General features: G+C 67.6%; 11 protein-coding genes. 3 read left to right on the top strand and 8 right to left on the bottom strand.

All coding sequences use genetic code 11. From position 1 onward, the window contains the following. The first annotated feature begins 80 nt into the window (after positions 1–80). Positions 81–1340, top strand: a complete 1260-nt coding sequence (locus tag AGI3411_RS06060) for an O-antigen ligase family protein (protein ID WP_244240265.1) — start codon at positions 81–83, stop codon at positions 1338–1340. A gap of 38 nt (positions 1341–1378) precedes the next feature. On the opposite strand, the gene AGI3411_RS06055 is transcribed toward AGI3411_RS06060, so the two are convergent. The 8 genes from AGI3411_RS06055 to kdpF form a co-directional block, all read right to left on the bottom strand. Next, positions 1379–2278, bottom strand: coding sequence for a 4-hydroxy-tetrahydrodipicolinate synthase family protein (locus tag AGI3411_RS06055; protein WP_129526497.1), 900 nt, complete (start codon positions 2276–2278; stop codon positions 1379–1381). A gap of 3 nt (positions 2279–2281) precedes the next feature. Then, complete coding sequence (locus tag AGI3411_RS06050) at positions 2282–2605, bottom strand: hypothetical protein (protein WP_244240264.1); 324 nt, start codon at positions 2603–2605, stop codon at positions 2282–2284. Between the two features lie 164 nt (positions 2606–2769). Further along, on the bottom strand, positions 2770–3462 hold the full coding sequence (gene kdpE, locus AGI3411_RS06045; protein WP_129526496.1) for a two-component system response regulator KdpE: 693 nt from the start codon (positions 3460–3462) through the stop codon (positions 2770–2772). A 12-nt stretch (positions 3463–3474) separates the two neighbouring features. Continuing rightward, the gene (locus tag AGI3411_RS06040) at positions 3475–6261 is read right to left on the bottom strand and encodes a sensor histidine kinase (RefSeq protein WP_129526495.1); all 2787 of its coding nucleotides are present in this window, start codon (positions 6259–6261) and stop codon (positions 3475–3477) included. 23 nt (positions 6262–6284) lie between these two features. Beyond that, positions 6285–6893, bottom strand: a complete 609-nt coding sequence (gene kdpC / locus AGI3411_RS06035; protein ID WP_129526494.1) for a potassium-transporting ATPase subunit KdpC — start codon at positions 6891–6893, stop codon at positions 6285–6287. Between the two features lie 24 nt (positions 6894–6917). Further along, positions 6918–8990, bottom strand: a complete 2073-nt coding sequence (kdpB, locus tag AGI3411_RS06030) for a potassium-transporting ATPase subunit KdpB (protein ID WP_244240277.1) — start codon at positions 8988–8990, stop codon at positions 6918–6920. Positions 8991–9216: 226 nt separating this feature from the next. Next, complete coding sequence (kdpA, locus tag AGI3411_RS06025; protein WP_129526492.1) at positions 9217–11010, bottom strand: potassium-transporting ATPase subunit KdpA; 1794 nt, start codon at positions 11008–11010, stop codon at positions 9217–9219. After that, positions 11010–11099, bottom strand: coding sequence for a K(+)-transporting ATPase subunit F (gene kdpF / locus AGI3411_RS06020; RefSeq protein WP_035183859.1), 90 nt, complete (start codon positions 11097–11099; stop codon positions 11010–11012). Before kdpF ends, kdpA begins: the two co-directional genes overlap by 1 nt. Positions 11100–11827: 728 nt before the next feature. On the opposite strand from kdpF, the gene AGI3411_RS06015 reads away from it, so the two are divergent. Together AGI3411_RS06015 and AGI3411_RS06010 are read left to right on the top strand one after the other, a co-directional pair. Continuing rightward, positions 11828–12106, top strand: a complete 279-nt coding sequence (locus AGI3411_RS06015; RefSeq protein ID WP_129526755.1) for a DUF4212 domain-containing protein — start codon at positions 11828–11830, stop codon at positions 12104–12106. Then, positions 12106–14196, top strand: a complete 2091-nt coding sequence (locus AGI3411_RS06010; RefSeq protein ID WP_129526491.1) for a sodium:solute symporter family protein — start codon at positions 12106–12108, stop codon at positions 14194–14196. The genes AGI3411_RS06015 and AGI3411_RS06010 overlap by 1 nt, the downstream gene beginning before the upstream one ends. Positions 14197–14212 lie beyond the last annotated feature (16 nt).

Below are 14212 nucleotides of genomic sequence, written 5' to 3'. Positions count from 1 at the left end.
CCCGCCCGCCGTCATGGCGGGCGGGTTTTGTCTAGTGGTCCAGCACAGCCATGCTGTGTTTTTTTTCCAGGTTGATTGTTGTGCCCCGACTGTACGTTTCCCTGGCCACCTGGCTGGTGTTGTTGGTTCCCGCGCTGGCCTTGACTAGCCCCGTGGGCGGGCCGGCCATCATTTATCTTACGGGCCTGATCGCGCTGACCGCGCTTGCCGCCAATGCGATCCGGCGCTACGAACCCATGGATTTCCGGGTGCTGTGGCCCATGGCCCTGGCGCTGCTGCTGCCGCTGGCCTGTATGTTCATCACCTCATCGGTGCGAGGCGTATGGAGCGGTTCGGAACTGGAGAAACTGCTCCGGTTCGCGCTGGCGCTGCCCGTGCTGTGGCTGCTGCTGAGAGCGCCGCAGCAGTGGCTCAAGCAGATTCAATGGAGCATTCTGGCCGGCGCGTTCGCCGGGTCGGCGATCCTGATCGTCACCATGACCTGGTGGGACCGCAGCGCGGTGGTGGAAATCGGCGGGCGCTACAACGCCGTCGCCTTTGCGAACCTGACGCTGATGTTCGGCATGATGTCGCTGCTGACGATCGGCTGGGGCACCTGCACGCGTTGGCCGCGGGCCGAGAACGCCCTCAAGCTGCTGGCCGGCGGGCTGAGCATCTGGGCCACCTGGCTGTCCGAGACGCGCAGCAGCTGGATGCTGCTTCCCATCCTGGCCATGGTGGTCCTGCTGGGGCTGCATGGCTGGCACCGGCGCCACAAGATGTTCTGCGCGCTGGCGCTGATCGCGGTGCTGGCTGTCTCGGCGGCCGGCATCTGGAACTTCAGCAGCCGCATGCACATGATCCAGAGCGACCTGCAGGGTTTCGCCACGTCGACGGACCGCGATACCTCGTTCGGTATCCGCCTGCAGCTGTGGCATGCCTCCGTGCTGATGTTCGAGAAAAGCCCGGTCGTGGGAGTGGGCCCGAACAACTTCCGCAGCGAGCTCCTGCAGCTCGAGAAGCAAGGGATCGTGTCGCATACCGTCGTCGAAGGCTATGGCGAACCCCATAACGATCTGCTCGCGGCCCTCTCGGGCTATGGACTGCTGGGCCTGATCAGCATCCTGGCGCTGTATCTGGTGCCGGCCGGGATCTTCCTGCGCAGGCTGGCCAGCGACGATCGCGTCATACGCGTCGGCGCGCAGATGGGCTTGCTGTTCTGCCTGGGCTACTGCGCGTACAGCCTGACGGAAATGATGTTCCGCAACATGCGCAGCGTGCCCACATATTCGCTGATCGTCGTGGCGCTGGTCGCCTTGACGACGCCGCGTCCCGGCGCGGCGGTGCCGCCCAAGGCCTAAGAACGCGGCCGCGGCACCGGCCGCCGCGGCCTCCCCATTCATGCCGTTTGCAGGCGGCTGGGCGAGCCCTGCACCACGCTCATCGCCCGCTGCAGGCGTGCTCCCAATTCGCGGGAGGCGCTGGTCATCGGCATGCGCAGCTCATCCGCGATGAGGCCCTGCATGGCGAGCGCGCGCTTGATCGGCGCGGGATTGGGTTCGGCGAACAGCAGACGGATCAGGCCGCGCAGGGGCTCGAACAATTCGCGCGCGGCCTCGGCGTGGCCGTCGCGGGCCAGTTGCATGATCTCGACGTAGCGGTCGGGATAGAGATGCGCGGCGGCCGGAATGGCGCCGCGGCCGCCGGCCAGAAAATGATCCAGCAGCGCAAGGTCCTCGCCGCATAGCGGGGCCAGCGCGCGGCGCGCGTTCAGTGCCGTCAGCACCGACGGATTGCACTCCTTCACGGCTCGGAAATTGGGCAGCGCGGCCAGGGTCTCCATGGTCTGCACCGTCATCGTGACGCCGGCGCGCTTGGGAATGTTGTACAGAATGATGGGGCGCTCCGTGGCCCAGGCGATCTGCCGGTAATGCCACAGGATGCCCGCCTGGGACGGGCCCAGATAATAGGGGGGAGGCACCAGATAGCCGGCGGGCCGGTACTTGTCCAGGCGCCGGATCGCGGCGGCCACGCCGCGGGTATCGACGCCGCCCGCGCCGAATACCAGCGGCAGGGCGTCCGGGTCGCTGGAGATCGCCTCGATCATGCCGGTCTTCTCCGGCACGCTCAACAGATTGCCTTCGCCGGTGGAGCCGAACAGCACCAGGCCCGCGATACCGGCGTTGCGGTAGTAGCGCGCCAGCGCCTGCGCGGCATCGAGGTCCACGTGGCCGCCGCGCATCGGCGTGATCATGGGCAGCCAGATACCTTCGAACGGGGTTTTGTTCGATGTGTCCATGGCTTATCGCGCCGCCATCGCATGCACCGGGCGGACCGCCCCGAACTCCGCGCGGGGCAGGCCGGACATCACCGCATGCATCAGCGTGTCCACCTGGCTGCGGTCGCATTGCAGTTGAAGAACGCTTTGCGCATGGGCGTGGTTCACCGAGAGCATATAGACGCCGATGCGCCTGCCCAGGCTGCGATGCAGCGTTATCCGCAGGTTCAGGGCGTCCAGCGTGTCGATCCTGATGGTGAGCAGGACCCGGTCGGCCAGGGCTTGCGCGCTGCGCACGGGCTGGTGTGCCTGCAATGGAAAATGATGGAGTTCCAGACGGGGGATCATGGCTCGAGGCGGGACGGATGCGCTGCTTGCGGCGGTCCGGGGATCCGGTTGGTTGATAACGGTTTCACTATAGGAACCGCGCCATAAATCCTGCCGATAAAAGCGGGCGCGGTGCGTAAAAAATGCGTCAACGCCCGGGTGGCGTCAACGGCCGGCGCGGCGTTTCAGCCCGCGAAACGATAGCCCACGCCGATCTCGGTCAGCAGGTACGCCGGCTGCGCCGGATCGGCTTCCAGCTTCTGGCGCAGGTGGCCCATGTAGATGCGCAGGTAGTGCACGCTTTCCACGTGAGACGGCCCCCATACCGCACGCAGCAACTCACGATGCGTCATGACCTTGCCGCGATGCGCCAGCAGGGCCGCCAGCAGCCGGTATTCCATCGAGGTCAGGTGCACGTGCTCGCCGCCGCGTTCGACGACGCGTCGGGCGAAGTCGACACGCACCTCGCCGAAGGCGATCTCCGACGCACTGCCCGCGCCGCCCCGGGCGTGGCGCCGCAACAGCACGCGTAGCCGCGCCAGCAATTCGCTGACGCCGAAGGGCTTGGTCAGGTAGTCGTCGGCGCCGGCGTCCAGCGCAGCGACCTTGTCGGACTCCGCGCTGCGCGCGGACAGCACCAGCACCGGCACTTCGGTCCAGCCGCGCAGTTCGCGGATCAAGGTCATGCCGTCTTCGTCGGGCAGGCCTAGGTCTAGCACCACCGCGTCGGGTTGCCGGGTGCCGGCCTCGATCAGGCCGCGCTTGACGGTGTCGGCCTCATGGACCACGCAGCCCTCGCTTTCCAGGGCGTGGCGCACGAAACGCCGGATGTTGGCGTCGTCTTCAATGATCAGGACGGTGGGCTGGTAATCGAACATGCGATGCGCCGGTCAAGGGAGATCGGGTTGGAGGGAGGGCGGGGCGCCCAGCGGAAGCGTGAAGACGAACTGCGCGCCGGATTCCTGGCCCGGCGCCTGCTCGACCCAGATCCGTCCGCGGTGGGCGGCGATGATCGCCTCGCAGACTGCCAGGCCCAGGCCGACGCCGGGCGTGGCAGACTCGCGGTCGCCGCGCGTGAATTTCTCGAAGATGCGGCGTTCCGCGCCGGGTGCGACGCCGGGGCCGTTGTCGGCGACGGCCACGCGCAGCTCGCCGTCCTGGACCGCGGCGTGCAGGCGCAGGGTGCTGCCCGCCGGCGTGTACTTCGCCGCGTTCTCCAGCAGGTTGCACAGCACGCGTTCGATCAGCACGCCGTCGCATTCCACCAGGGGCAGGTCCGACAGGCTGTCCACGGCGACGCGGTGCGCGGCCAGCGGTTCCCGCAGGTCGGCTAGCGCGGCGCCCACCAGTTCTTCGATGGACTGCCATTCCAGGCGCAGCGGCGTTTCGCGGCTTTGCAGCCGTGCCATGTCGAGCAGGTTGACGACCAGCGCATGCATGCGCTGGGCCTGGTCGCGCATGGCATGCAGGGTCTCGTGCAGGCCAGGCGGCAACGCCGCCTGCTGGCGCATCAGGGTGTCCGTCATGCCGACCAGGCTGGTCAGCGGGGTGCGCAGGTCGTGCGACACGGCCGCGAGCAGCGAGTTGCGCAGCTTCTCCGATTCCATGCTGACGAGGGCCTGCTGCGCCACTTCCACGTAGTGCAGGCGCTCCAGCGCGATGGCGATCAGGGTGGCGTAGGCTTCGATCTGGCGGCGCGAATCGGGGTTCGAGAACAGGCTGCGGCGGGGAGCGGCAAGCGCCAGCACGCCGCGGGTGCGCATGGGGGCCTTCAGCGGCAGGTACAGCAGATCGCTGTTGGACAGCGTGGCCGTGCCCGCGCCGGCCGGCTGGCCATGGTCGTAGACCCATTGCGCCAGGGCGGATTCCAGCGGTGGCATGTCGGCGTCGGGCGGCGAGGCCAGCTTCAGGCGGTCGTCCATGCCCAGGATGTACAGCGCGCAGCGCGAGCCGAAAGTGGCGTGCACGAAAGCGCCGGCCAGCGCGACGATCTGCTCCGGCAGCAGGGCCGACGAGAGTTCGCGCGCGAATTCATAGAGGCTGCGGGCGTCGGCCTCCCGCTTGACCGAGGCCTGCGCCTGCAGGCGCAGGCCGGCGGTCAGCTGCCCGATCAGCAGCCCCACGCCGAGCAGTACCCCGAAGGTCAGCAGGTACTGCACGTCCGACACGGCGAACGAGGCGAGGGGCTGCACGAAGAAGAAATCGAAGAGCCCGACGCTGACAACCGACGCCAGCGCGGCGGGCCCCCTGCCATGGCGCAGCGCCACGGCCACCACCGCCAGAAGGAACAGCATGACGATGTTGGTCTGGTGCAAGGCGGGGAAGGCCAGCGCCGAGAGCGCCGCGGCCGCCGCGCAGTAGCACAGCGCCCAGGCGTAGCCCGCCAGCGGCCGCGAGCCGCGTTCGTCGGCGGCCGGGCGGGCCCGGCGCCCCAGGGTGAGCGGATCGCGGCCGGGGGCGGGGCCGTCCGGAAGCGGCGGCGCGCCCAGGCGGATGACGTCGATTTCGGGGCAACCTGCAGCCAGCATGTCGGCGAAGCTGTGGCGGCGCCACAGCCAGCCCGGCGCGATGGCAGCGGTCAGCACGGCGGACAGCGACAGCCGCAGGCGCTCCAGGCCGCCCGCGCGGGTCCGGCCGAGAATGGCTTTGGTGATGTTGTGGCGGCGCACGTAGCGCACCACCGCGTCGACCATGTCGCCGCCCGCCAGCGTTTCGCTGCGGGCGCCCAGCGCGTCCGCCAGGGCCAGGCTGCGCTGCATGCGCTCTTGTTCCGCCTGGGGCGGCGGGGCCGCGCGCGGGGTGTCGATGGTGACGACGTGCAGGTCGCACTCCAGCTGCTGGCTGAGGCGATGGGCGCTGCGGATGACGTATTCGGCGTCGACGTCCGGGCCGATGCAGGCGACCACGGCTTCGCGCGTGCGCCACACCGGTTCGATGGCCCGGTCGCGGCGGTAGGCCTGCACGTCGTCGTCCACATGGTCGGCGGTGCGGCGCAGCGCCAGTTCGCGCAGGGCGATCAGATTGCCTTTGCGGAAGAAATTGCGGGTGGCATGGCGCGCCTGTTCGGGCAGGTAGACCTTGCCTTCCTTCAGGCGGCGCAGCAGCTCGTCGGCGGACAGGTCGACCAGGATGACCTCGTCGGCCGCATCGAAGACCTCGTCGGGCACGGTCTCCCAGACGCGCACGCCGGTGATGCTGCCCACCGCCTCGTTCAGGCTGTCCAGGTGCTGCACGTTCAGCGTGGTCCAGACGTCGATGCCGGCCGCGAGCAGTTCCTGGATGTCCTGCCAGCGCTTGGCGTGGCGGGAGCGGGGCGCGTTCGAATGCGCAAGCTCATCGACCAGCACCAGGCCCGGATGCCGGGACAGCGCGCCGTCCAGGTCGAATTCCTTCAGGACATGGCCGCGGTAGGCGACTTCCTTCAGGGGCAGGACGGGCAAGCCTTCCAGCAGGCCGGCGGTTTCGCGCCTGCCGTGGGTTTCGACGATGCCGGCCAGCACGTCCGCGCCCTGGGCGGCCTGCGCGCGCGCGGCCACCAGCATGGCGTATGTCTTGCCCACGCCGGCGGAAGACCCGAAATAGACGCGAAGCTTGCCGCGCACCGCCTGCCGCGCGGCGTCGTCCAGGGTTTTCAAGAGCGCGTCGGGATCGGGACGCTCGCCTGCGGTGTCAGCCATGAACGCAACTATACGCCGCGGTTTCAGCGCCCCGCGCTCAACTGATCCAGCGCCAGGTTCAGCGTCAGGACGTTGACCGCGGGCTCTCCCAGCACGCCGAGCAGGGGCGCATCGGTGTGGGCCTTGATCAACGCGTCGACCTGTTCGCGGGGCAGGTGGCGGGCGCGCGCCACGCGCGCCGCCTGGTACACCGCGGCGGCCGGGCTGATGTGCGGATCCAGCCCGCTGCCGGACGCCGTGACCAGCTCCACCGGCACGGGCACAGGGTTGTCGGGATCGGCTGCCTTCAGGGCGGCGATGCGGGCCTGGATGGCCTCGGCCAGCGCCGGATTGCGCGGCCCCAGGTTCGAGCCGCCGGAGCCGCCGGCGTTGTACGGCATGGGCGCGGTGGCGGACGGGCGGCCCCAGAAATAGCCGGGAGCGCTGAACGATTGGCCGATGAGTTCGGAGCCGACCAGGCGGCCGTCCTGCTTGATGAGTGAGCCGGCCGCCTCGTGGGGGAAGACGGCGGCGGCAATGCCCGAGGTCAGGAAGGGATAGGCGAGGCCGGTCACCAGGGACAGGGCCGCGAAGACGGTGATTGCCGGGCGCAGGATGCCGTCTCGGCGAGGCGAGGGAATGGACGGATTCATGAAGGTTCCTTTGTTGTCAGCGGGCTAGATCCAGCCCAGCGCGGCCAGCATCATGTCGACCAGTTTGATGCCGGCGAAGGGCACGAGCAGCCCACCCAAGCCATAAATGAGCAGGTTGCGGCGCAAGAGCACCGACGCGCCCAGCGGGCGGTAGCGCACGCCTTTGAGCGCAAGCGGGATCAGCACCACGATGATCAGCGCGTTGAAGATCACGGCCGACAGGATGGCCGAGGCGGGCGTGGACAGGCCCATGACGTTCAGCACGTTGAGCTGGGGATAGACCGTGGCGAAGGCGGCCGGGATGATGGCGAAGTATTTGGCCACGTCGTTGGCCACGCTGAAGGTCGTGAGCGCGCCGCGGGTCATCAGCATTTGCTTGCCGATTTCGACGATCTCGATGAGTTTGGTGGGGTTGGAGTCCAGGTCCACCATATTGCCGGCTTCCTTGGCGGCCTGGGTGCCCGAATTCATGGCTACCGCCACGTCGGCCTGCGCCAGCGCGGGCGCGTCGTTGGTGCCGTCGCCCGTCATCGCGACCAGCCGGCCCTCCGCCTGGTAGGCGCGGATGAGCTTGAGCTTGGCTTCCGGGGTGGCCTGCGCCAGGAAATCGTCGACACCGGCCTCGGCGGCGATGGAGGCGGCCGTGAGCTTGTTGTCGCCCGTGATCATCACGGTTTTGATGCCCATGCGGCGCAGCTCGGCGAAGCGCGACTGGATGCCGGGCTTGACGATGTCTTTCAGTTCGACGACGCCGAGGGCGCGATTGCCGTCGCTGACCATCAGCGGCGTGCTGCCGCGCCGCGCGACGTCCTCGGCCAACTGCAGCGCTTGCGCAGGCACCGCCGCATCCTGCGCCTCCAGCCAGGACTGGACGGCGTCGACCGCGCCCTTGCGGATCATCCGGCCGCCCACGTTCACACCGCTCATGCGCGACTGCGCGGTGAAGGGCACGAATTCCGCGCCCGGTATCGGGGCGGCCGGCGCATGCAGCGTCTTGTCGGCCAGCGCGACGATGCTGCGGCCTTCGGGCGTTTCATCGGCCAGCGACGCGAGCCGAGCGGCGTCGGCCAGCTCACGCGGGGACACACCCGGGGCGGGCAGGAAGGCCGACGCCTGGCGGTTGCCGAAGGTGATGGTGCCGGTCTTGTCTAGCAGCAGCACGTCCACGTCTCCCGCGGCTTCGACGGCGCGGCCCGAGGTGGCGATGACGTTGGCCCCCATCATGCGGCTCATGCCCGCCACGCCGATGGCGGACAGCAGGCCGCCAATGGTGGTGGGGATCAGGCAGACGAGCAGGGCCACCAGCACCGTCACCGTGACGGCGGCGCCGCCGCCGGCGGCGGTCACCGCGTAGATCGAGAACGGCATCAGGGTCACGACAACCAGCAAGAACACCACCGTCAGGCCCACCAGCAGAATGGTGAGCGCCAGTTCGTTCGGCGTCTTCTGGCGCTTGGCGCCTTCCACCATGGCGATCATGCGGTCCAGGAAGCTTTCGCCCGGATCGGCCGCGATGCGCACGAAGATCCAGTCCGACAGGACGCGGGTGCCGCCCGTGACGGAGGAAAAGTCGCCGCCGGATTCGCGGATCACCGGCGCGGACTCGCCGGTGATGGCGCTTTCGTCCACCGAGGCCACGCCGGCGATGACCTGCCCGTCGCCCGGGATGGTTTCGCCCGCCTCGACCAGCACGATGTCGCCCCGACGCAGCAGGCCGGAGGGCTGGCTGACGGCCTGGCCGCGCCAGTCGGCCGGCTGGGCCAGGCTGGCGTCGGTGTCTCGGAAGCCTTTGAGCAGCCGGGCATCCACGGTGGTGCGCAGGCCGCGCAGGGTGGCGGCCTGCTGTTTGCCCCGGCCTTCGGCCAGGGCCTCGGCGAAGTTGGCGAACAGCACGGTGAACCAAAGCCAGACGCTGATCGCCAGGATGAAGCCGGCGGGGGCTTCCGCCGCGCCGCGCAGGGCCATGATCCAGAGCACCGTCGTCAGGATGCTGCCCACGTAGACCACGAACATCACGGGGTTCTTCAGCTGGGCGGCGGGTGAGAGCTTGCGCAGGCTGTCCAGCATGGCGGGGCCCACCAGGGATCGCGACCACATGCCGAACTGGCGTTCGCGAGCGTCGCTCGATGCGGCGGGGGCGTTGCCGCCTCCGGCGCCGGTAATAGAGGTTTCAATCTTGGCCATTTTCTTTCCTAGCCTTTCGATTCCAGTTGTCTGCGGCGTTGTTACACGGCTCGCAATGCCTATACATAAGTGCGCGCGGTTAGGCGGGGCCGCGTGGCGCCCTGTCGGAGGGGGCGCGCAGGGTGTTTGGGGGCGGGCTTCATCCCAGGTGTTCCGCGACCGGTCCCAGGGCCAGCGCGGGCACGTACGTGAGGGCGCCCACCAGCAGCACGGCGCCGATCAGCAGCACCACGAAGAGCGGGCCGGTCGTGGGCATGCTGCCCGGGCCGGCGGGCAGGCGGCGCTTGGCGGCCAGCGAACCGGCCATCGCCAGGATGGCGACGATGATCGCGAAGCGGCCGAACCACATGGCGATGCCCAGCAACACGTTGTAGAAGGGCGTGTTGGCCGACAGCCCGGCAAAAGCGCTGCCGTTGTTGTTGGCGGCGGAGGTCAGCGCATACAGGATTTCCGAAAAGCCATGGATGCCCGGGTTCAGCACGCCCGCCTGGCCCGCGGACATGGATACGGCCAGCGCCGTGCCGCCCAGCACCAGCAAGGGCGTCGTCAAGATGACGATGGACACCATCTTCATGTCGTAGGCTTCGATCTTCTTGCCCAGGTACTCGGGGGTGCGGCCGATCATCAAGCCGGCGATAAAGACGCCCAGGATGGCGAAAGCCAGCATGCCGTACAGGCCGGAACCCACGCCGCCGAAGACTACTTCGCCCAGCTGCATCAGCAGCATCGGCGACAGGCCGCCCATCGGGTTCAGGGAGTCATGCATGCCGTTCACCGCGCCGCAGGAGGCCGCCGTGGTGACCGTCGCGAACAGCGAGGTGGCGGCGATGCCGAAGCGGGTTTCCTTGCCTTCCATATTGCCGCCGGGCGAGAGCGCGCCGGCCGCGCTGTCGGCGCCCGCCGCCACGGCCATCGGGTTGGCCTGCTGCTCGAAATAGGCGGTCGACAGCGCGAACCCGGCGAACAGCAAGGTCATCGCCGCCAGGATTGCGATGCCCTGGCGCCGGCTGCCCACCATTTCACCGAAGGTGAAGCACAGGGCGGCGGGGATCGCCAGAATGGCCAGCATTTCCAGGAAGTTGGCCAGCGGAGTCGGGTTTTCGTAGGGATGCGCCGAGTTGGCGTTGAAAAAGCCGCCGCCGTTGGTGCCCAACAGCTTGATCGATTCCTGCGAAGCGACCGGGCCCATGGCGAGGATCTGCGTGCGGGCCACGGCCGGGTCCGAGACCGCCTGGCCCTGCGCGTCCAGGACGGGCTGGCCTTGTGCGTCCAGGCGCGGCTGGCTGTAGTGCACGGGCTCGACCGTCTGCGCCTCCAGGTAGGGGCTGACGTTCTGGATCACGCCCTGGCTGACCAGGGCGAGCGCCAGCGCGAAGGAGAGCGGCAGCAGCACGTAGAGCGTGCAGCGGACCATGTCGGCCCAGAAGTTGCCGACCGTGGCCGAGCAATGGCGCGACAGGCCGCGGATCAGCGCGAACAGCACGGCGATGCCGGTTGCGGCGGAGACGAAGTTCTGCACCGTCAGCGCCAGCATCTGCGTCAGATAGCTCATCGTCGACTCGCCGGCGTAGCCCTGCCAGTTGGTGTTGGTGACGAAGCTGATGGCGGTGTTCAGGGCCGAGTCCGGCGATACCGCGCCCAGGCCTCCCGGGTTCAGGGGCAGCAGGCCCTGGATGCGCTGCAGGCCGTAGACCGCCACGATCCCCACGACGTTGAAGGCCAGCACGGCCAGGGCATAGCGCTTCCAGCCCATTTCGACCTGCGGGTCGATGCCCGCGAGCCGGTAGATGCCGCGTTCCAGCGGGCGGCCCCAGGCGGTCAGCCGGGACTGCCCGTTTTCCATGGCGACGCGGATGTAGCGCCCGAGCAGGGGCGCGATGGCGAGCAGGACCGCCAGGTACACGGCCAGCAGCCCGATGAATTCGGCGGTCATCAGAATTTCTCCGGTTTGAATAGCGCGACCAGCAGGTAAACGAACAGCAGGGCGGCCGTCAGGCCGCTCAGCCAGTAGAGCCAGCTCATGGTTGTTCTCCGGAAGACAAGGCTTCGCAGAACCGGAGCAGGGCGAAAGTCAGTCCGGCCATGGCGGTGAAAATGGCGATATAGATGGCGTCCACGTTTTTTCCTCCCGGGAGCGGGGCTCCCCTCGAACGTCGGGCCTGCGCGGCAACGGCGGATGCGCGCCGGCAGGCGAAGCGACCAATCAGGACACCGGCAGGTTACGGAGCAGGGGGTAAAAACGGGGTATAGGTTTGGAGGGGGGGAATAAATGAAACGTAAAAATGGCCGGGCGGAGATGCCCGGATACGGGCATAGGCAGGAGGAACCATGCCCGGTTTTGGCGAACGGCCCAGGCACAGGGCCGAACGGCCGAATGATTTCGATACAAATGCCGGCTGAGAGCCCAGCGAAATCCCAATATTTAGAACATAAAGCCCAAAATGCACTTATATGGTGCGTGGAATATGTAAATGAATGCTCCTTCTTAGGGCATTCCCCTAGTGTGGCTATCCCGCATCTGGTGCAGAATCTCATCCCATGCAGGTGAGGAGACAAAGCCCTGCATGGGCAAATACCGGCGGCACCGGTACATAAAAAAAGTAAAGCAGTACCCAGAAAAAAAGCAAAACGCACAGCGGCTGGCACCTGGTAGTGCCAGCCGTTGTCGCATAAAGCCGGCATTGCTTCCGCAGGGGCTTTTCAAGCGCCGCGTTTCGCGATATTTAGGTAGGGCCCCGCTCATCCTAGTTATGCCGGAATCGCGCCTTTCATCCCCCCAATCCGTTCCGCCCCCTTATTGGCGCCGCAATCTGCGGCTGATCGTGCTGATGCTTGCCGTCTGGGCGGCGTTGACGTTCGTCCCCTCGTATTTCGCCCGCGGCCTGACCTTCGATTTCATCGGCTGGCCGTTCGCATTCTGGATGGCTGCCTACGGCGCGCCGCTGGCCTACCTCATCATCATCGCCATCTATGCCCGGGTCATGAATCGCGCCGATGAGCGCGCCGAAACGACCGGGGAGAGCCGCTGATGCCGTTTTTCAGCGGAGATACGCCCCAGCAATTCCGGCTCCGATTGCGGCGGATCTACGTGCTGTACACCGCGGGTTTCGCCCTGATGATCCTGCTGATGGCGCTGGCCGAGATCCTCGGCATGCCGCGCAACTGGATCGGCTATGTGTTCCTGCTGGTCACGGTCAGCCTGTACGCGGGCATCGGCATCGTCTGCCGGACGTCCGACCAAACCGAGTACTACGTGGCCGGCCGCCGGGTGCCCGCCATCTACAACGGCATGGCCACGGCCGCCGATTGGATGTCGGTGGCGTCCTTCATCGGCGTGGCCGGCACGCTGTACCTGACCGGTTACGGCGGGCTGGCCTACATCATGGGCTGGACGGGCGGCTACGTGCTGGTGGCGATGCTGCTGGCGCCTTATCTGCGCCGCTTCGGCCAATACACCATCCCCGATTTCATGGGCGCGCGCTATGGCGGCAACATGCCGCGCCTGGCGGGTGTGGCCTGCGCCATCCTCTGTTCCTTCACCTACCTGGTGGCGCAGATCTATGGCGTGGGCATCATCACCACGCGTATGACCGGCATTTCGTTCGAACTGGGCATCTTCGTGGCGCTGGGGGGGATGCTGGTCTGTTCGTTCCTGGGCGGCATGCGCGCCGTTACGTGGACGCAGGTGGGCCAGTACATCATCCTGGTGATCGCCTATCTGGTGCCGGTGGTCTGGCTGTCGGTCAAGCACACCCACATGCCGGTGCCGCAGCTGTCGGCCGACGCCGTGCTGCAGCAGGTGACCGAGAAAGAGGTGTACCTGCAGAACGATCCGTCCGAGATCGAGGTGCGCCGGCTCTGGCAGCAGCACGCCGACGAAATGGCTCGCCGGGTGGCGGCCCTGCCCGAATCCTGGACCCTGGAAAAAGACAAGCTGCGCAGCCGGCTGGCCCAGCTGAACGCCACCGACGCGCCCATGGTCGAGATTCGCTCGGCCGAGCGCGAGCTCGCCAGCTACCCCGCCAGCGTGGAAGAGGCGCGCATTGCGTGGTCGCAATCCAAGGCCTCCTTCGAGGCGCGCGCCGCGCCGCCCACGCCGCACGCCGAGCCCTTTCCCGCGAAGGATCCCGAGGAACGGCGCAATATGCGCATCAATTTTCTGGCGCTGGTGCTCTGCCTGATGCTGGGCACGGCGGGCATGCCGCACATCCTCATGCGTTCCTACACCACGCCCTCGGTCATCGAGGCGCGGCGGTCGGTGTGCTGGTCGCTGCTGTTCATCCTGCTGCTGTACTTCATGGCGCCCGCGCTGGCCTTGCTGGTGAAGTACGAGGTCTATACGCAGGTGGTGGGGTCCAGTTTTCTCAGCCTGCCCAATTGGGTGCATGCCTGGAGCGCGGTCGACACCAACCTGCTGGACGTCACGGACGTCAACCGCGACGGCATCGTGCAGCTGAGCGAGATCAGCATGGGCGCGGACGTGGTGGTGCTGGCCATGCCGGAGATCGGCGGGCTGCCCTATGTGATTTCGGGGCTGGTGGCCGCGGGCGGGCTGGCCGCGGCGCTGTCCACGGCCGACGGCCTGCTGCTGACCTTGTCCAATTCCCTGTCGCACGACATGTGGTACCGGATGGTGTCGCCGCGCATGTCGGCGGCGCGCCGCGTGATGGTGTCCAAGATCCTGCTGCTGGTGGTGGCGTTCGGCGCGGCCTGGGTGGCGGCGCGCAAGCCCGCGGACATCCTCTTCATGGTGTCGGCCGCGTTCTCGTTCGCTGCGTCGTCGTTCTTCCCGGCGCTGGTGATGGGCGTGTTCTGGCGGCGCGCCAACAAATGGGGGGCCACATTCGGTATGGCGGCGGGGCTGGCGGTGACGTTCTCGTACATGACGCACACGCATCCGTGGCTGCGCGAGTGGGTGCTGGGCGTGTCGCGCGCACAGCCGGTGGACCTGTGGTGGGGCATCCAGCCCATCGCGGCGGGCGTGTTCGGCGCGCCGGTGGCCTTCCTGACTATCATCGTCGTATCCCTGCTGACGCCGCCGCCGGACCGGGCCACGCTGGCCCTGGTGGACTATCTGCGCAGTCCGGGCGCAGCCCGGCCGCAGGGCGAGAACGCCTAGGGCCCGTGCAAAGCCA

Origin of the sequence: Achromobacter agilis (assembly GCF_900496965.1) — a bacterium.
Taxonomy (GTDB): domain Bacteria; phylum Pseudomonadota; class Gammaproteobacteria; order Burkholderiales; family Burkholderiaceae_B; genus Achromobacter; species Achromobacter agilis.
The sequence above is the reverse complement of the archived record's forward strand: the minus strand, read 5'-3'. Positions and strand labels throughout refer to the sequence as shown.